Source organism: Microbacterium sp. XT11 (genome assembly GCF_001513675.1).
Lineage (GTDB): Bacteria > Actinomycetota > Actinomycetes > Actinomycetales > Microbacteriaceae > Microbacterium.
This window is the reverse complement of sequence record NZ_CP013859.1, coordinates 3,034,529-3,052,178: the sequence shown is the minus strand read 5'-3', so window position 1 is coordinate 3,052,178 and position 17,650 is coordinate 3,034,529. Positions and strand designations below refer to the sequence as shown.

The window sequence follows — 17,650 nt, the reverse complement described above, 5'->3', positions numbered from 1 at the left end:
TGGAGGGTCTCGGCACGGCACGGCCGAGAGGCTCTCCCCGCGGCGATGTGCGTCCGGGGGAGGGGGGCAGGTGAAGCGGGCTTCGGGAGCCTGCTACGCGTCGGTGGCGACGGCGCTCCGACGCCAGTAGCCCGAGAAGTCGATGGCGGATGCGGGAACCGAACGCTCCTTCACGAGGTGGCGCCGCACAGACCTGACCTCGGACTGTTCACCGGCGACCCAAGCGAACGGGGTGCCGTCGGGCCACGTGCTGCTGCGCATGGCGTCGATGACGTCGTGCGGGTCGGTCCTCCCGGGTTCCGGATGCAGCCAGGTCACCGAAACGCCCGGAGGAGTGTCGAGCTCCTGCTGGTGTGCTGCGTCGAGGGTGGTCAGGAACACGAGGCCGCGCGCGGAACGCGGCAGCATCTCGAGCAGACGCGCGATCGCCGGAAGAGCCGTGTCGTCGCCCACCGCGAGAACCCAGTCATGTCCGACGGGCAGGCTCTCGGTCCGCCCCGGGCCGACGATGTGCATGGGGGCGCCGGGTGTGACGTCGCGCGCCCAGGCGGAGGCGACACCATGGCCGTGAAGGACCACGTCGACATCGAGCTCGCCGGTACGAGGGCAGTGACGGCGGACCGTGTACGCGCGCGCGATCGGCCGCCGCCCGCGGGCGAAACGGATCCTCCCGTTGCGGATCAGAGGCAGAACAGGGCGCTCATCGCCGGGATAGGGGAACAACAGGCGGATGTCGTCATCGAAGCCCTCGGAGGAGAACGCCGGATGATGCCGGCCATCGGGGCCGGTGAACTCGCCCAGTTGCTCGCCGGCGAGGGTCACGCGACGCATCCCCGGAGTGACATCGACGACGCGCCGAACGGCCAGCTCACGCACCACGAGAGGAAGCGGGGTAGGCGATCTCAACGAACCGGGCAACGAACTCAACACTCCTCAGGACGGGTACCAGATGGGCGCACCGACATGCGCCGTTGTAAGGTTAGGCTCAGCTCACTTCGAAGAATTGTCCTGAGATGCACTGTTCGTGTACTCCGGCGCGACCGACGAGGAGGACCATGTCCCGGACTCTTCCGCTGCCGGATCCTTCGATCGAGGCGTCTTCCGCGCCGGCCACGATGAACCGCCGCGAACCGTGCCTGTTGTGGGTTCACTCCGGTGCGGCGCGCGTGGTCATCGGAGCGGAGACGCACATGCTCGCCACCGGACAGGGCCTGTGGGTGCCGCCTGGAGTGCGCTACCGGGTGACGACCGAGACCGACTCCGTCGCGTTTCCGATCTTCGTCGGCGCTGCTCCCGGAACGCCGCGCCTGGAGAAGCCGGTCCGCGTGGAGTTCCCTGCGGCCTGGACGGACTGGTTGATCCACCAGTTCGCCCGCAGCCTCGGCTATCTGCGCGGCATGGGGGCGGACGGCAGCCTCATGGAACTCGTCACCCGAGCCCCTGCCGACGCGAGCTGCCACACGGTCGCGCCCCCGCCCCTGCCGATCTCGGCGGCGGCGGCCGGTGTGGCTCAGCGTCTGCTCCAGACCCCTGCGGATGACACGAAGCTGACCGTGCTCGCGGCCGAGGCGAACGTCAGCATCAGAACCCTCCAGCACCAGTTCGCGAGTGAAACCGGTCTCTCGTTCAACCACTGGCGCACAGCTATGCGCATCGCGGCCGCTCGCGCGTACCTCGAGGATGGGTTCCGGCCTGCGCAGGCTGCGGCCAAGTCGGGGTTCGAGACGGCGGCCGGCTTCACGAAGGCATTCCGCGCGGCCGTCGGCGTGACACCGAACCAGTACCGCCGATCAGCGGCGAAGGCCGGCCGGGCGCTCGCCGCGGGTACCCGTTCGGCGGGGGCGGCGCGGATCAGCATCCCCGAAAGCCCGCCACCGATCCCTGCGACGAGAACCTGGGAGCGGACCAGCGACTTCCACGTGCTGGTGTGGGTGTGCAGGGGGTCGGCGAAGGTCAGCGCGGGAGGCCGGATCCGCCGTCTGCGGGAGGGGGAGGCCGCCTGGCTCCCCGCAGGTGTGCCGAACGAGGTCGAGCTCGAGGCCGGGACGCTCCTCCTCCCACTCGGCTCGCGACCCGCGTTCCCTCCGCTCGTCGTGCCCTGGCCTGCCGTGCGACGATTCCCGCCGGAAGCCGAACGCCGTCTCCTGCACTCCGTCGTCGCGAACTACACGACGCTTCGGCCGCGAGGGCACGATCCGCATGCGATCACGCGGTTCTACCTCCGCCACGCGCCTGCGGCCGACACCTCGGCCGACCCGTACGCCGCAGCCATCGACCGCATCCAGCGCGGGCTCATCGACGACCCCGCCGACCGGCGCGGCATCCGAGAATGGGCGCTGGCCCTCGATGTCGACGCGGGGGAGCTCGGGCTCCGCATGCAGCGGGAGAGCGGATCGACCTTCGCGCAGTGGCGCGCACAGATCCGCTCGACCATCGCCAGACGTTACCTGGAAGATGGACTGACCGTGCAGCAGGCCGCGGCCAAGCTCGGCTACGCGCACCCGTCCGGGTTCACCAAGGCGTTCGCCCGCGCGCACGAGCTCGCACCCCGCGAGTATCAGAGACGCGGATGGCGGCGCAGCACCGAACCACTCATCGATTCATGAACCAGGGCGGTGCAGGAGCGCACACGGCAGCCATGCGGATTTCACGGTGCGCACGCCCGGAGCCGCGAGTATCGTTACCGCATGGCCACCCTGCAGTACGGCACGTCGACCGACCCCATTCACATCGAGGATCGCGCGCTCGCGCATCTCAAGGTCGTCATCGCCACGAAGCTTCGCCGGCAGGAGAGCTTCACACTGTCGTGGAAGCACTCCGACGACGAGCCGGGCGGACGCTCGACGATCTGGCTCCATCCCTCGATCCCGCTGCGCTTCACGTTCGATGACCCGGAGCCCCCGCAGCTCAACATGCGCTGGATCGAAGACCTCATGCACTCCGCGAACAGCTCTGGCGGAATCATGCTCGTCGACGAGGTGCTCGACCCTGACGGGGCGTGACGGCAAGCGGATCTGCTGAAGCCGCATCCACAGCCGGCGCACAAGATGCAGTCATGTAATATTGCACGTCTGCAAAAATCTCTCCGCCTCAGAAGGGCTTGAATGTCCACTGCTTCAGCTCAGACCGACGCGACGCGCGACGCCGCCGGGCCCACGCCGATCATGACCCACCGGCAGATCCTCTTCGTGATCTACGGGCTCATGGCCGGAATGTTCCTGTCCTCGCTCGACCAGACCATCGTCGGCACCGCCATCCGCACGATCGGCGACGACCTCCAGGGTCTCGACCAGCAGGCGTGGGTCACCACCGCCTACCTCATCACCTCGACCATCTCGGTGCCGATCTACGGCAAGCTCTCCGATATCTTCGGCCGGCGTCCCCTGTTCATCTTCGGCATCGCGGTCTTCGTGCTCGGCTCGCTCCTGTCGACGTTCTCGACCTCGATGCTCATGCTCGCCGGCTTCCGCGCGTTCCAGGGCATCGGCGCCGGCGCGCTCATGTCGCTGCCGCTCGCGATCATGGGCGACATCCTCGCTCCCCGCGAGCGCGCCAAGTATCAGGGCTACTTCTTCGCCGTCTTCGGCATCTCGACCGTCATCGGTCCGCTCGTCGGCGGCCTGTTCGCCGGAGCGCAGCAGATCCTCTGGATCGACGGCTGGCGCTGGGTGTTCCTCATCAACGTCCCCGTGGGGCTCATCGCTCTGGGCATGGTGATCACGTTCCTCCACCTTCCGAAGGTCGCGGCTCATGAGAACCCGCGCATCGACTGGTGGGGGGCGACGTCGGTGATCGTCGCGCTCGTCCCGCTGCTGCTCGTGGCGGAGCAGGGACGTGAATGGGGATGGGCCTCTCCCGGCGCCATCGCGTGCTACATGGTCGGCGCCCTCGGCGCCATCGCCTTCGTGCTCATCGAGATCTCGATGAAGAAGGACGCGATCATCCCGATCACGCTGTTCCGGTCGGGAACCTTCTCGATGGCGACCGTCATCGGCGTCCTCGTCGGCTTCGGGATGTTCGGCGCGATGATGACGATCCCGCTCTACATGCAGATCGTCGTCGGTCTCAACCCCACCGAATCGGGTCTCGCGATGATCCCGATGGTGGTCGGCCTCATGATCGCAGCCATGAGCTCGGGGCAGATCACCTCGCGCACCGGCAAGTACCGCATCTTCCCCGTCACGGGGAGCCTCTTCACGGCCACCGGGTTCTTCGTGCTGACGTTCCTGAGGTACGACTCGCCGCTGTGGCACATGATGCTCGGCATGTTCATCGTCGGTCTGGGGCTCGGGCAGCTCATGCAGACGCTCGTGCTCGCAAGTCAGAACTCCGTCGCCCCGGGTGACATGGGGGTGGCGTCCAGCGCGGCCACCTTCTTCCGGCAGATCGGCGGCACACTGGGAACCGCCATCATGATCTCCGTGCTCTTCACCGTGCTGCCGACGAACATCGTCAGCAGCATGTCGAACCGTGACACCCTGACTTCCGCGCTCGACGCCGCGCTCGATCCGGCGGTGGCCACGGCCCCCGAGAACGCGGCGATCATGGCGCAGCTCTGGGATCCGGTCGTCGACCCGATCACGAAGGGCATCCAGGACCAACTCGACGAGGGCGTCGCCGCCGCGAAGGAGCAGGCCGAGAAGTCGGTGACGGATGCCGTGGCGAGCGCTGTCCAGGCTCAGGTAGCCGCCGGAGTCGTACCGGCGGACGCCGCACCGGCCGTCATCGCGCAGCAGGTGCAGGCCGCTCTCCCCGACGCGCAGGAAAAGGCTCTGGCAGCCGTCGCGGAAAAGGCCCATGCATCCGTCTCCGGCGACACGGTCTCGGTGGACTGGGCCGATGCCGATCAGCGCTCGTACTGGGTGGATCAGCTCGCCGACGAACTGTCCGACAAGGTCAAGGACGGCGACAGCTCGGCCACCGACAGCGCCAGCGGATCGGTGAGCGACACGTCGTTCCTCACCGGCGCCGACCCGCGACTGGCGAAGCCGTTCATGGTCGGCTTCACCGAATCGGCTGTGACGATCTTCTGGGTCGGCTTCGGCGTGCTGCTCCTCGCCTTCGTCCTGACGTGGTTCTTCCGGGTGCCGCCGCTGCGGACGCGTTCGGCTCTGCAGGAACGCGCCGACGAGGCGGGCCTCAGCGAGACCGGGACCATCCGGGTGCAGCTCTGACATGACGATCGATCAGGATGCGGGGCGGCCCGACGGCCTCCGCGAACGGAAGAAGAGACATCGCCGGCAGGCGTTGCACGAGGCCGCCCTGCGTCTGATCGAGAGTCGAGGGCTCGACGGGACGACCGTCGAGCAGATCTGCGAGGAGGTCGGCGTCTCGCCGCGCACCTTCTTCAACTACTTCCCGTCGAAGACGGCCGCGGCGCTGAACCTCCCCGAACGCGTGTTCTCCGCTGAGGCCGCCGAGCGCTTCCGCTCGGCACGCGGTGACCTGATGCCCGCGATCTGCGAGCTCATCGCCTCATCGATCGATACCGGGATGGAGCGGCGTCGCCTCAAGGCGCTGATCGCCGCCCAGCCAGAGCTCCTCTCCGCGATGACCCAGTGGATGGGGACCTTGAAGGAGGAGTTCACCGGTCTCGTGCGCGACCGCGTGGACTCCGACGAGACCGCGGAAGCGGCGATCATGCTGGCGCTCGCGTCGGTGCGCGCTCTCGTGCACGCGCCAGGCGGCGACGACCGGCCCGACGCCGAGCGACTGCTCGCGACGATGGACCGTCTCATCGCCGTGCGGCACGTCACCATGACGGACCCGGCTGACGGCTGACTCCGCGGCCGGCATCCGCCGAGCGCTCATCCCTCGCCGCCCTCCAGGATCACCAGCTGTCCGGTCGTGCGGGTCATGGCCACGTAGCGGTCGACCGCTCCGGTGATGTCGTCGCCGAGAGCCTGGGGGTTCACGAGCACGACGAGGTCGAACTCCAGCCCCTTCGCCGCCGCCGCGGTGAGAGAACGCACGCGCGCCGATCCCGGATGCCATGGCGCTCCGATCACGCACGCGGTCCCCTGCGGGTGCGTGGCCGTCCACTCGTCGACGATCGCCCTCAGCTCGCCGACCTCGCCGTAGCGCACCGGCGTTCCGCTCTTGCGCACGGAGGTCGGCACATTCGCATCCGGGATGGCCGTGCGCACGGCGGGGGCCGCGACTGTCATCACCTCCGCGGGGGTGCGGTAGTTGACGCTCAGGTGCGCGACCTGCGCGTCCCGCAGCCCGACCCGGGACAGCCGTTCCTCCCACGTCTCCGTGAAGCCGTGCCGCGCCTGCGCGCGATCGCCGACCACGGTGAAGCTGCGCGACGGGCATCGCGCCAGCAGCATCCGCCATTCCGCGTCCGTCAGCTCCTGCGCCTCGTCGACCACGATGTGCGCGAAGGGTCCGGCGAGCTCGTCCGGGGTGGCCGCGGGCGGGGCATCCGCCCCCGCGAGCACGGCACGCGCGTCCACGCCGCGGAGGATCGACATCACCTTCATCTCGCTGTCGTCCGATTCGACGAGGTGATCGACGACGTGGGACATCTGCTCCTGCGCCGACGCGATCACCGCCTGGCGACGATGCTCGGCGCGTACGGCATCCGGGTCGCCGATCAGGCGGTGCGCGGCATCCAGCAGCGGCAGATCCGAGATGGTCCATGCGCCGCCGTCCTCGCGCTGCAACAGCGCCACTTCATCGTCCGACAGCTGCGGCGCGCACCGGCGGAGGAGGCCCGGCGAGGTCCAGAGACGTTCCACGACCCCGGCAGGCGAGAGCAACGGCCACGCACGCACGAACGCTCCGGTGAGCTCATCGTCCTGCCGCAGCCGGCGTCGAACGACATGCGGAGGCACCTCGTCGTCGACCTGATCGATGAGGAGCTCGAGGAGCGCTTCCCACACCTCGTCGCGCGCGTCGTTGTGCGACGACGCCGGGTCGGCGGCGGCGAACGCCTCGGCCCAGTCGTCGCGCCCGAGCCACAGGTCGGCCCACGGGGTCTCGATGCGCATGTCGTGCTGCGGCGGATGCGTGAACTGGTCCACCGCCGCGGTGATGACATCCGTCGGATCGAGACTCGCCTTCAGTGCGGCGACCGCGGGGTCGTCGTCCTCCTGCGCCGACGCGCTCTCCGGCACCATCTCGGTGAGAGTGCACAGGCGCACGGAGTCCTCGCCGAGGCTCGGGAGGACGTCCTCGACGTAGGAGAGGTAGTGGGCGTTCGGCCCGACGAGCAGCATGCCTCCGCCGCCGTGCGTGAGCCGCGGTTCCGCATACAGGAGATGCGCGGCGCGGTGCAGCGCGACGACGGTCTTCCCGGTGCCGGGGCCGCCGTCGACGACCAGCGCGCCTCGCGACGGCATCCGGATGATGGCATCCTGATCGGCCTGGATCGTGGCGACGACGTCGCGCATCCGAGGCGACCGGTGCGCGCCGAGGCTCGCGATGAACGCCGACTGGTCGTCGAGCGCGGCATCCGTCGTGAATCCCTCCTCGGTGAGCGCTTCGTCCCAGTAGTCGGTGATGCGGCCTCCGGTCCACCGATAGCGGCGTCGCGACACGATGCCGCGCGGGTCCTCCATCGTCGCGGCGAAGTACGGGGCGGCCGCCGGGGCGCGCCAGTCGACCAGCAGCCGCGTCCCGTCAGCCGCTGCGAGTCCGGTCCGGCCGATGTACACGGGTTCGCCGTCGCGCGGCGTCATCCTCCCCAGGCAGAGGTCGATGCCGTAGCGGTCGAGCAGACGAAGCCGGGCGCTCAGCCGTCGGATCTCGATGTCACGGTCCACAGCCGCCCCGCCCTCGTCCGCGCGCTGGGTGCGGGCGCGGGTGAGACGCTCGGCCGTCTGGACGCGCTGATCCTGGAGCTCGTCGGCGATGCGTCGGAGGTGCGCGCGGTCGGCGTCGATGAGCGACGGAGCCGCCTTGCGGTCGAGGGTGAGGGGGAGGTCGAAGGGGTCGGCGGGCATGGATCTCCTTCGCGTCAAGCGTGCATTCACGCGGGCGAACGTCGATTCTGCACTGCCATGGGGGCCTTGCGGCAAGCCCGGGTCGGACAGATATCCTGAAAACGGAGGAAGAAGGCAACGGCGCGCTCCGCCCGGCCGAAGGAGGACGTGATGGTCCATCGCATCGGATACCTGATCGGGAGCCTCTCCCGCGACTCGATCAATCGAGTCTTGTCCACCGCCCTCGTGCGCCTCGCTCCTCCCAGCCTGGAGCTCAGCGAGATCCCTATCCGCGACCTGCCGCTGTACAACCGGGACGACGAGCTCGATCCCGTCCCCGCGGTGACGGAGTTCAAGAACGCCGTCGAGCGCGCGGACGGACTGCTCATCGTGTCTCCCGAGTACAACCGGTCGATCCCCGGCGCGCTCAAGAACGCGATCGACTGGGGCTCGCGACCCTGGGGGCACAACTCGTTCGCACGCAAGCCGACCGGCATCATCGGCGCCTCGACGGGCGCGATCGGCACCGCCGTGATGCAGTCGTCCATGCGCAGCGTGCTGAGCTTCCTGAACGCACCGCAGCTCAACGCCCCCGAGGCCTACATCACCTTCCGCCCGGAGGTGTTCGGGGCCGATGGACAGGTGACGGATGCCGGAACGGAGCAGTTCCTCCAGCACTACATGAGCGAGTACGCGGCGTTCGTCGAGCGGGTGCTCTCGCTCACGGCTCCCGGCCACGTCGGCGACCGGGACTAGCGCGTACGGCGGGCGCAAGGGGCTGTCGCCGACGGCGTGTACGCGTAGTCTCGCGGCATGACGGCAGAATCCTCTCCTTCGCGCCCCGGCGCCGAGCACTGGGTGCCCGGCTCGGCCTCGGTCGAAGAACTGAGGCACGCGGCAGAGGCGTGCCGCGGATGCGAACTCTGGCAGGACGCCACCCAGGTCGTGTTCTCGGAAGGGGCGCAGGGCGCGCGGCTCATGCTCGTCGGCGAGCAACCGGGCGACCGGGAGGATCTCTCCGGCGAGCCTTTCGTCGGACCGGCGGGCCGGATGCTCGACACCGCCCTCGACGACGCCGGCATCGCACGGGAGACGACGTACCTCACCAATGCGGTGAAGCACTTCCGCTTCGAGAGACGCGGCCCGCGCCGCATCCATGAGAAGCCAGGGGTCGCGCACGTGAACGCCTGCAGGCCGTGGCTCGACGCGGAGGTCGCGGCCGTGCACCCCGCCGTGGTCGTCGCGCTCGGCGCCACGGCCGCGCGCGCCGTGCTCGGCCGGCCGGTGACGATCGGCGAGGTACGCGGGGAGCCCCTCGACGCCCCGGACTGGCGCGGGGTCTCCATCGTCGTCACCGTGCACCCGTCGAGCCTGCTCCGCATCCGTGACGATGCGGACCGCCACGCCGCGTTGCGCGCCTTCGTCGCCGACCTTCGCGCGGCGGCGGACCTGGCCGGGGTACGTTGAGCTGCCCTCGGTGAGCGAAGCTCGTCGGCCGTGAAGCCCCGCGTCGACCGGTGCGGCCGGCGAAGGGCAGCCGGTCGGGCGGGGCGAGGTCAGGCGGGTCGGGCAGGGCGAGGTCAGCCGGTCCGGCCGGGCGAGAAGGACTCGACCAGTGCCGACAGCGCGAGGGCGTCATGCGGAGCGTACCCCCGGGCGTCGTTGTCGAAGTAGGCATAGACGTCACGGGGCTTCCCGTCACCGGCGCCGCTGCCATCGGCCCATGCTGTGATGAGCGACGCCCAGTCACCGAGTTCGGCTGAGGTGTACCCGCTGTGATACAGCGTTGTGGCTCCGTGCAGCCGGATGTACACGAAGTCCGCGGTCAGAGCATCGAACCGCGGCCACGTCCCCGCGGTGTCGGCGACGACGAGGCCTGCCCGGTGCTGCTGCAGCAGACGCAGGCTCGCAGGGTCCGCGAATGTCGACGACCGTGGCTCGAGGGCATGCCGCAGCGGTGCGTCGCCCTCGATCTCCAGCCACGACCGTCCATCCAGCCGAGCATCGTGCCGTCTCGCGAGCTCAAGCGCCTCTCCTGCCGTGGACGGCAGGGTACTAAGGAAGGCATCCAGCACGTCGGCGTCGAACTTCTCCCTCTCCGGGAGTTGCCACAGCAGCGGACCCAGTTGCGAGCCGAGAGCCAGGACGCCCGATGCGAAGAAGTTCGCGAGCGCCTGCTCGACTCCGCGCAGCCGCAGCATGTGGGTCACGTATCGTGACCCCTTCACCGCGAACACGAAGTCGTCCGGCACGCTCGCGCGCCACCGGCGGTAGCTCTCCGGACGCTGGAGAGAGTAGAACGATCCGTTCAGCTCGACGGTGGAGAAGTGCGTGCCGATGTACTCCAGCTCGCGTCGTTGCGCGAGCCCGCGGGGGTAGAAGTCGCCGCGCCAGCGCGGGTATCGCCACCCCGAGACGCCGACGCGCACCGTGCCTATCGCCTTCGCCGCACTCGTCATGACGGGTCAAGCCCCTTGCCACGACACGGTTGCGCGGAGAGGCTGGAAGCACACCGCAACCGGAAGGAGAGAGCCATGTCCGACGCACGCGACCGGATCGATGAGGACAAGCCCACGGCTGATCTGCTCGAGCAGGACCGCCCCGACGTCGACGAGCCGGACGATCCCGAATACGCCGTCTCCTCCGCACCGCTGACGGATGCGCGGGAGGCCGACGTCGCGGACGTCGCCGACCAGCGCGAAGAGGTCCCGCTGGACGATGAAGATCCCTGGGAATGACGCGCTCGGCACCTCCGGGCGTGCCAGGACCGCGGTGCTCCGGCGACCAATGAACGGGAGCGAGGGGACGGGCCCACGTCGGTGGTGTCTCGCATGACGCGCCCTCCTTCGCTCCTGCGCCGCACCGCGGTCACTCCTGCGCCGCGCCGCCGTCCGCCTGCGATCGGTCGCGCGTGCGCGTGCGCGCTTCACCTCCGTGCTCGCTTCACCTCGCCGTGCAGGCGCGTTCTTGCTTCCTCCGCGACGCGGGGGCGGCCGTACCTCGACGGTACGGCGGCGATCGGCCAGACCCAGCGGGGTTGACGTGTCGAGCGCGGGCCGCTAGATGCGGCGATGGTGTGGTGTCCCGCACACGCGACTGGTTGCCCTCCCGAGTCATCCGCCCCAGCCGAATCGCTCGAGAGGGCTCACCGTCCGTCCCGGACGGTAGGGGAGGCGGCGAAGATCTCGCTGCGCTCGACGGCTGATCCCCAGTCACCAGCCTGTAGCCCCCGCTACGCACATCAGAATATCGCTTAACCACCTTGTCCGCCATTTGGGGGACAAAGAAATCTACGAATCTTTTTTCCACCGTTCCGGCGGGCCGTGGAGCCCGTGTCCGTTCCGAGGTGATCGTTGCCTTTGCCCTGCTGATTCGTAGAGTGGGTGCATGGACAGGAAGCTCGCGCTCAACGCGCAGCTCGCGATCGCCCAGGGGCACCGCGTCGAGGTCATCGAGGTGACGGATCCGGAGACCAGGGCTCCGGTCGTGATGGCTGTCGTCGACCTGGACACCGGGATCCGCTACCGCCGGGCCGAGGACGCGCAGACGGATGCCGCGCGCTGGCTCGGGCGTGTGCTGGAATGCACGGTGACGATCGGCGGACACGGTGCGCACACGGTGCTGACGGTGGCGCCTGAGCAGCAGCCGGCGACAGGAGCGAAGGCGGCGTTGCTCGGTGCTGATGCCGCGGTGGAAGCGGCGAAGGCCGAGGCCGACCGGTGGGGCGGAACCGACCGTTCGCCCGAGGAACCTCCGCAGCGCATCTGGTAAGCGGCCGAGCCGGGTCATCGGAAGTCCCGTGACTGATGGGAGAGGCCGGTGCGGAGGTCTTCGAAGGCATCGGCGAGGATGTTGACGACGCCCTCCGCCGAGCGCTCCAGGATGCCTCGGACGATCAGCGCCGGCGACGTGCGGGCCGCTCGACGATAGCGCGTCCACACTCCGGTCGAGCAGATCACGTTGATCAGGCCATGCTCGTCTTCGAGATTGAGGAATGTCACCCCGGCCGCGGTCTCCGGGCGCTGACGGTGGGTGACCAGGCCGGCGACCTCGACCCTCCTTCCGGTCTCATGGGTGCGCAGGCGGTCGGACGTGATCACGCCGCGCTCATGCAGTTGCGAGCGGAAATGGGTCATCGGGTGGTCGTCGGTGGACACCCCGGTCGCCCAGAGATCAGCGGCAAGCCGCTCGTAACCCGACTGATCCGGGAACAGCGGAGGCTGCACGGCCACCGTCGTCCCCGGCAGGAAGCGCGCGCGGTCCTCAGCAGCCGCTCCCGCGAGCCAGATCGCCTCTCGCCTGCTCAGCCCCAGGCATTCGAAGGCGCCGGCCGTGGCGAGGGACTCGAGGTGCGCGGCGGTCGCATCGGTGCGACGCACGAGGTCGTTGAGGTCGCGGAACGGCCCGCGCTCCTCACGCTCGGTCACGATGCGTTCGGCGAGCGCCTCGCCGATGCCGCGCACTCCCGCGAGCCCCAGCCGCACCGCATAGGCTCCGTCACGACGATGCGCCGCCGACTCGTCGGGCGCGTCACGATCGAACCGCGTCTTCGGCGGAGGATCGACCTGCAGAAGGCAGCTCCGCATTCCCGTGGCCGCACGCTCCTCGCCGAGCGGTTCGAGGGTGTCGACCGCCGCTGAGGCATGCAGATCCGGTCGGAGCACGGTGACGCCGTGCCGGCGGGCGTCGGCGGTCAGGGTCGAGGCGGAGTAGAAGCCCATGGGCTGAGAACGCAGCAGACCGGCGAGGAAGGCCGCGGGGTAGTGCAGCTTCAGCCACGAGCTGGCATAGACGAGCAGGGCGAACGACAGGGAATGGGACTCCGCGAAACCGAAATTCGAGAACGCCTGGATCTGCGCATAGATCCGGTCGGACTGCTCGGCGGAGAGCCCGTGCCTCGCCATGCCCTCGTAGAGCTGTCGGCGGATGGTCTCGATCTTCTCCAGGCCGCGCTTCGACCCCATCGCCCGACGCAGCGTGTCCGCCTCGTCGGCAGTGCAGTCGCCGATCGTCGTCGCCATCTGGATGAGCTGCTCCTGGAAGATCGGAACCCCGAGGGTGCGCTCCAGCACGGGCTTCAACCGCGGATGCGGATAGGGGATGGGCATCTCGAGCGGAGGCTCTCCCGTTTCGCTGCGCCGCTCGTTCTCGGCATCGATGCGGTCCTTCTGCATCTTGAGCCGGACGAACGGATGAACCGCCCCGCCCTGGATGGGACCGGGACGGATGAGGGCGATCTGGATCGCGAGGTCGTAGAAGCAGCGGGGCTGCAGGCGGGGGAGCAGGCCCATCTGCGCACGGGACTCCACCTGGAAGACCCCGATGGAATCGGCGCGGCACAGCATGTCGTAGACGGCGGGCTCCTCCTTGGGGATGGTCTCCAGCGTCCAGGACTCTCCGGTGCTCTCCCGGATGAGGTCGAAGCAGACCTGAAGAGCCGAGAGCATTCCCAGCCCCAGCAGATCGAACTTCACCAGTCCCATCCATGCGGCATCGTCCTTGTCCCACTGGATGACCGTGCGGTCCTCCATGCGCGCATGCTCGATGGGTACGACCTCTCCGACGGGACGCTCGGTGAGCACCATCCCACCCGAGTGGATGCCGAGGTGCCGTGGAGCCTTCAGCAGGCGATTCGCATACTCGCGCACCGTGTCGGGCAGGTCGTCCTCGCCGTCGACCATGATCTCGGCACCCCAGCCGTCGACCTGCCGAGACCACGCGTCCTGCTGGCCGGGGGAGTAGCCCAACGCCCTCGCCATGTCGCGCACGGCGTTCTTCGGCCGGTACTGAATCACGTTCGCGACCTGGGCTGCGCGATCCCGGTCGTACTTCTCGTACACCCACTGGATGATCTCCTCCCGGCGCCCGGAGTCGAAGTCCACGTCGATGTCAGGCTCCTCCTCGCGCGTGCTCGCGAGGAACCTCTCGAAGGGAAGGCCGTACAGGATGGGATCGACGGCGGTGATCCCGAGCAGGTAGCAGACGGCGCTCGCCGCTGCCGATCCGCGTCCCTGGCACAGGATCTTCCGTCTCCGCGCCTCCGTGACGATGTCGTGCACGATGAGGAAGTACCCCGGGAAGTCCTTCGACTCGATCACGTTCAGCTCGTGCTCGATCCTGCGGCGTCCTCTGTCGTCGAGACGCGGGTACTTCTCGGGCACAGCCTGCCACACCAGAGTGCGCAGCCAGCTCATGGGCGTATGGCCTTCGGGGACCTTCTGCGTCGGCAGCGCAGGCCGAGCTCGTCGCAGCGGGAAGGCTGATGCCGCAGCCAGCTCCAGACCGCGCTCGATGGCGCCGGGATAGCGTCGGAACCTCTTCGTCATCTCAGCGCCGCTGCGCAGGTGGGCACCGTCGTGCACGGGGAGCCATCCGTCGAGCTCATCCATGCTGCGCACGGCCCGCACGGCGGCGACGGCCTCGGCGAGACGCGCCTGCTCGGGGACGGCGTAGTGCACGTTGTTCGTCGCCACGACCGGCAGTCGCAGCGCCTGGGCTGCCTCGAAGAGGGCGTCGTTCCGGCGGGTGTCGAGCGGATCGCCGTGGTCGAAGAGCTCGACGGCGACGTGATCGCGCCCGAACAGATCGATGAGCCGCCGCAGCGGGGTCACGGGGTCGCCCGCTTCCAGCCCGCGTCGCACGGCTCCCTTGCGGCATCCCGTGAGGATGGTCCAGCATCCACCGGCCCTGGCGCTCAGATCGTCGAGATCGTAGACCGGACGTCCTTTCTCGCCGCCGCGCAGCTGCGCTGCCGTGATCGCCCCGGAGAGGCGGTGATACCCTTCCAGACCCCTCGCGAGCACGAGCAGATGCTCTCCGGCGGGATCGGCCGCGCCCTGCTGCGGTGCGTCGAGGCCGAGCGACAGCTCGGCGCCGAAGACCGTCTGCACCTGCACTTTCAAGGTCTCGGCCATCTCGGCGAACCGGGCCGCGCCGTAGAACCCGTCATGGTCGGTCAGGGCGAGTGCCGTGAGACCCAGGCGCTCGGCCTCGACGAGGAGCTCGACGGGAGAGGAAGCGCCGTCGAGGAACGAGTACGTCGAGTGCGCATGCAGTTCGGCGTAGGGGACGGGATCCTCTGGACGGACCACCTCCAGTGGCGGAGGAGACTGCCGCCGTCTGCTCGTGGGGCCGGCGTCGCGGCGTTCTCCCGGCTCGGCGGAGGGCGGCCGCTCGACGGGCTTCCTGCCGCTCAGGGTTCGTTCCAGCTCCGACCACGACAGAGGCGGGTTGTTCCAGCCCATCAGCGGTACCTGCCCTCTGCCCACCAGCGGGAGCCGGCTCGGAACACCAGCCATGCCCTATCGCGGTCGTCGACGATCTGCAGACGATGCCCCACGCGCCCCTCGGCGCGATCCCAGAGCCGCTCGTGCACGGGCCACGGACCGGCCCAGGCTCGCACCGCCGCGCCGTCGATGTGCGCCGGCGGAGAAGAGAGCGCGCCACGCTCGTCGATCCCCACCGGGGCCCCGTCCGCACCCTGCACGCCGATCGGGCGCGGCGGACGGAACACCTCCGCAGGCACCGGGTCGGGAAGGCTCCCCGGCCACGGGCGCTCGGGATCGCGTGGCGGAACCGTGCGCTCTCCCCAGGGAGTGAGGACCTGTCGATCGGCGAGCCAGCGTCCGCCGGAGACGGCCGCCGTGACCACCCCCTCGTGGCCGAGCATCGTCTGCACCCGGGAGACGGCGTGGTGAAGGCGCTCATCTGTGCCTGAGCCGAACAGTCCCGGCTGGTGATGCGCGGCATCGTCGACCGCGGTCGGCACGATGCGCACCGCGACGATCCCCCCGAACGCGCGCGCTTCGTCGACGGGCGCCTTCGCCGATTCGCCCGCCAGCGCCTCGAGCTGCCAACGCACCCGGTCGACGAGGTCGACGGCGTCGAAGCAGGTCGGGTGCAGCCAGGTGCGTGAGTAGACCGTGCCGTTGTCATCGGTGAGGTCGATGCGCACCTCGGTGCACACGACCGAGGCATCGCCCAGGGCGAGGAGCACGGCATCCGCCGTCTGCCTCACCGCGAAGGCCACCTGATCGGCGCCGGACAGGGCCGGCTCGAACTCCACCGCGCGTGCGAGCTCGGGGTCGGGAGCGTGGGGGGTCAGCGGGCGGGAGTCGGCGCCGGCGGCGAGCGCATGCAGGCGTGCGCCGCGCTCGCCGAAACGATCACGGACCTCGATCTCGCCGAGCGCGGCGAAGTCGCCGAGGGTGTGCACGCCGAGGCGGGTCAGGAGGCCGGTCAGCTGCTCGTCGCGGAGCACGGACACGGGGAGCGGGGCCAGGAACGCGCGGGCACGGCCCGCCGGGACGACGGTGCACGGCTCTGGGCCTCTGGCGGCGAGTTCTGCGGTGAAGGGTCCGTCGGCGATGCCGATGCGGGTCTCGGGGAAGCCGGCCTCGCGGAGGACGCCGAGGAGCGCCCGTGCCGCCTCGGCCTCGCCGCCGTGATAGCGGGAGATTCCGCGCGCCCGCATCACCGCCAGGCCAGGACGCAGCAGAGAGGTTCCCGGTGCGTGCTTCTCGATGAGGCGGAGCACGGGGAGGAAGGCGCGCTCGTCTCTGCTCGGGTCGTGGGGGAGGATCTGCAGCGAGGGCAGCTGCCCCTGGGCGACCCGGCGTCTCTGGCCGGTGCGCACGCCGTGCTCTCTCGCCGACGCCGTGCAGGCCACCACGGCGTTCGCGTGCACCAGTGCGGTGGGCGGGTGGGGAGGAGGGGCACCGAGGGCTGCGCGCAGCGGCCAGTCGGGGAACCACAGCACGAGGACGCGGAGCGGAGGGGTCATCCGGCCACCGCCCAGTCGTTCGCCGCTCGCTCATCGGCTGCAGGCGTCCACGGGCGCGGCGGAGCGGGCTCGGGCCGCCGCAGGGGAAGCGCCGTGAGCTCGGGCATCACGGCCTCGATCGTGCCGCTGGGGCCGGGCAGGCGCACGAGCACGCTCGACGCCCGTGGGCTGCGCCTGGTCTGGGCTGTCACGGTCGCCGTGCAGTCGGAGAGCAGTCCCCACCCTTCGCCGAGACCGTGCCAGTGCGGATCGTGCAGGCGGATGGTGCCCTCGCTCTGCGGCCATGCCCCTGCGGAGGGCGACTCGGCGACGAGCAGCGTGCTGCCTCGGTCGCGAAGCCGGGCGTTGAGCCGCGAGACGTCGGCATCGCGCATGCGCGACGCCGGATGCACGGCGATCAGGGGAACCACCTCGGCCAGCGCGGAGGTCACAGCCAACCAGCGCTCGCCTGGTTCGGGCACGAGGATCAGCCGGGACAGGTCGATGCCGAACGCGGAGGCCGCCTCGATCCCGAGCGTGGGCATGCCCACCACCGCACACCAGTGCCCTCTCTGCGATGCGGCGCTGAGCAGCGCGAGCACCAGACTCGGCGAAGGGGATACGGAGTACGCGGCGCCCGTCAGCAGCCCCTCATCGGGAAGGATGCCGGAGAGCGCCGGAGCGAGGGGGAGCAACGGCTGGTCGCTGCGGCGACGTTGCATGCGGCTGATCTCGCGGCGCAGCCGGAGGACCTCTCCGGCGCGGACATCGCCTGTCGGAGAGAGCGTCGCAACCGCATCGAGCCCGATCCCCATGCATCCATCCTCGAAGATATGTACGAATAAAGCAAGTGACGTGATGACGATAGTTCGAACGTCGGACATCGCCTCGCGCCGCGGAGCGGGCCTACGGCAGCGCGCTTATCCACAGGCCGAACACACGGCTCCCGCAGATCTCCTAG

General features: G+C 69.5%; 14 protein-coding genes. 8 read left to right on the top strand and 6 right to left on the bottom strand.

Annotated elements, in window-relative coordinates; genetic code table 11:
* Positions 1-93 precede the first annotated feature (93 nt).
* Positions 94-831: a siderophore-interacting protein gene (locus AB663_RS14490; RefSeq protein ID WP_083511371.1), complete on the bottom strand. Its 738-nt coding sequence runs from the start codon at positions 829-831 to the stop codon at positions 94-96.
* 224 nt (positions 832-1,055) lie between these two features.
* On the opposite strand from AB663_RS14490, the gene AB663_RS14485 reads away from it, so the two are divergent.
* The 4 genes from AB663_RS14485 (at position 1,056) to AB663_RS14470 (ending at position 5,781) form a co-directional block, all read left to right on the top strand.
* Positions 1,056-2,606, top strand: coding sequence for a helix-turn-helix domain-containing protein (locus AB663_RS14485; RefSeq protein ID WP_067200707.1), 1,551 nt, complete (start codon positions 1,056-1,058; stop codon positions 2,604-2,606).
* 81 nt (positions 2,607-2,687) lie between these two features.
* Positions 2,688-3,002, top strand: a complete 315-nt coding sequence (locus AB663_RS14480; protein ID WP_067200704.1) for a DUF7882 family protein — start codon at positions 2,688-2,690, stop codon at positions 3,000-3,002.
* A 102-nt stretch (positions 3,003-3,104) separates the two neighbouring features.
* Positions 3,105-5,174 carry an MDR family MFS transporter gene (locus tag AB663_RS14475; RefSeq protein ID WP_232304562.1) on the top strand — a complete coding sequence of 690 codons (2,070 nt, stop codon included), beginning with the start codon at positions 3,105-3,107 and terminating at the stop codon, positions 5,172-5,174.
* A 1-nt stretch (position 5,175) separates the two neighbouring features.
* Positions 5,176-5,781: a TetR/AcrR family transcriptional regulator gene (locus tag AB663_RS14470; protein WP_067200700.1), complete on the top strand. Its 606-nt coding sequence runs from the start codon at positions 5,176-5,178 to the stop codon at positions 5,779-5,781.
* A 26-nt stretch (positions 5,782-5,807) separates the two neighbouring features.
* On the opposite strand, the gene helR is transcribed toward AB663_RS14470, so the two are convergent.
* On the bottom strand, positions 5,808-7,949 hold the full coding sequence (gene helR, locus AB663_RS14465; protein WP_067200697.1) for an RNA polymerase recycling motor ATPase HelR: 2,142 nt from the start codon (positions 7,947-7,949) through the stop codon (positions 5,808-5,810).
* A 150-nt stretch (positions 7,950-8,099) separates the two neighbouring features.
* Between helR and AB663_RS14460 the strand changes: the two genes are divergently transcribed.
* Both AB663_RS14460 and AB663_RS14455 read left to right on the top strand, forming a co-directional pair.
* The gene (locus tag AB663_RS14460) at positions 8,100-8,684 is read left to right on the top strand and encodes an NADPH-dependent FMN reductase (protein WP_067200694.1); all 585 of its coding nucleotides are present in this window, start codon (positions 8,100-8,102) and stop codon (positions 8,682-8,684) included.
* 57 nt (positions 8,685-8,741) lie between these two features.
* A complete protein-coding gene (locus AB663_RS14455) occupies positions 8,742-9,395 on the top strand; it encodes a UdgX family uracil-DNA binding protein (protein WP_067200690.1) in 654 nt (217 codons plus the stop codon).
* 113 nt (positions 9,396-9,508) lie between these two features.
* On the opposite strand, the gene AB663_RS14450 is transcribed toward AB663_RS14455, so the two are convergent.
* Entirely contained in the window at positions 9,509-10,387 is an 879-nt protein-coding gene (locus AB663_RS14450; RefSeq protein ID WP_067200687.1) for a DUF72 domain-containing protein, read from the bottom strand.
* A gap of 75 nt (positions 10,388-10,462) precedes the next feature.
* Here AB663_RS14450 and AB663_RS14445 point away from each other — a divergent pair, with 75 nt between their 5' ends.
* Positions 10,463-10,666, top strand: a complete 204-nt coding sequence (locus AB663_RS14445; protein ID WP_067200683.1) for a hypothetical protein — start codon at positions 10,463-10,465, stop codon at positions 10,664-10,666.
* 649 nt (positions 10,667-11,315) lie between these two features.
* Positions 11,316-11,699 (top strand): hypothetical protein, encoded by a 384-nt coding sequence (locus AB663_RS14440; RefSeq protein WP_067200680.1) that lies wholly within the window; start codon positions 11,316-11,318, stop codon positions 11,697-11,699.
* A gap of 14 nt (positions 11,700-11,713) precedes the next feature.
* Here the strand turns inward: AB663_RS14440 and AB663_RS14435 are convergent, their stop codons facing one another.
* The 3 genes from AB663_RS14435 to AB663_RS14425 are packed head-to-tail and all read right to left on the bottom strand — an operon-like array spanning position 11,714 to position 17,504.
* Positions 11,714-15,172 carry an error-prone DNA polymerase gene (locus AB663_RS14435; RefSeq protein WP_067200675.1) on the bottom strand — a complete coding sequence of 1,153 codons (3,459 nt, stop codon included), beginning with the start codon at positions 15,170-15,172 and terminating at the stop codon, positions 11,714-11,716.
* The gene (locus tag AB663_RS14430) at positions 15,172-16,710 is read right to left on the bottom strand and encodes a DNA polymerase Y family protein (protein ID WP_067200673.1); all 1,539 of its coding nucleotides are present in this window, start codon (positions 16,708-16,710) and stop codon (positions 15,172-15,174) included. The genes AB663_RS14435 and AB663_RS14430 overlap by 1 nt, the downstream gene beginning before the upstream one ends.
* Complete coding sequence (locus AB663_RS14425) at positions 16,707-17,504, bottom strand: hypothetical protein (protein ID WP_067200670.1); 798 nt, start codon at positions 17,502-17,504, stop codon at positions 16,707-16,709. The genes AB663_RS14430 and AB663_RS14425 overlap by 4 nt, the downstream gene beginning before the upstream one ends.
* Positions 17,505-17,650: the final 146 nt, after the last annotated feature.

What these genes read in the sequence shown, in the direction of transcription:
- AB663_RS14490 (WP_083511371.1), bottom strand. Translation starts at nt 831, where the DNA reads ATGCGTCGCGTGACCCTCGCCGGCGAGCAACTGGGCGAGTTCACCGGC.
- AB663_RS14485 (WP_067200707.1), top strand. Translation starts at nt 1,056, where the DNA reads ATGTCCCGGACTCTTCCGCTGCCGGATCCTTCGATCGAGGCGTCTTCC.
- AB663_RS14480 (WP_067200704.1), top strand. Translation starts at nt 2,688, where the DNA reads ATGGCCACCCTGCAGTACGGCACGTCGACCGACCCCATTCACATCGAG.
- AB663_RS14475 (WP_232304562.1), top strand. Translation starts at nt 3,105, where the DNA reads ATGTCCACTGCTTCAGCTCAGACCGACGCGACGCGCGACGCCGCCGGG.
- AB663_RS14470 (WP_067200700.1), top strand. Translation starts at nt 5,176, where the DNA reads ATGACGATCGATCAGGATGCGGGGCGGCCCGACGGCCTCCGCGAACGG.
- helR (WP_067200697.1), bottom strand. Translation starts at nt 7,949, where the DNA reads ATGCCCGCCGACCCCTTCGACCTCCCCCTCACCCTCGACCGCAAGGCG.
- AB663_RS14460 (WP_067200694.1), top strand. Translation starts at nt 8,100, where the DNA reads ATGGTCCATCGCATCGGATACCTGATCGGGAGCCTCTCCCGCGACTCG.
- AB663_RS14455 (WP_067200690.1), top strand. Translation starts at nt 8,742, where the DNA reads ATGACGGCAGAATCCTCTCCTTCGCGCCCCGGCGCCGAGCACTGGGTG.
- AB663_RS14450 (WP_067200687.1), bottom strand. Translation starts at nt 10,387, where the DNA reads ATGACGAGTGCGGCGAAGGCGATAGGCACGGTGCGCGTCGGCGTCTCG.
- AB663_RS14445 (WP_067200683.1), top strand. Translation starts at nt 10,463, where the DNA reads ATGTCCGACGCACGCGACCGGATCGATGAGGACAAGCCCACGGCTGAT.
- AB663_RS14440 (WP_067200680.1), top strand. Translation starts at nt 11,316, where the DNA reads ATGGACAGGAAGCTCGCGCTCAACGCGCAGCTCGCGATCGCCCAGGGG.
- AB663_RS14435 (WP_067200675.1), bottom strand. Translation starts at nt 15,172, where the DNA reads ATGGGCTGGAACAACCCGCCTCTGTCGTGGTCGGAGCTGGAACGAACC.
- AB663_RS14430 (WP_067200673.1), bottom strand. Translation starts at nt 16,710, where the DNA reads ATGACCCCTCCGCTCCGCGTCCTCGTGCTGTGGTTCCCCGACTGGCCG.
- AB663_RS14425 (WP_067200670.1), bottom strand. Translation starts at nt 17,504, where the DNA reads ATGGGGATCGGGCTCGATGCGGTTGCGACGCTCTCTCCGACAGGCGAT.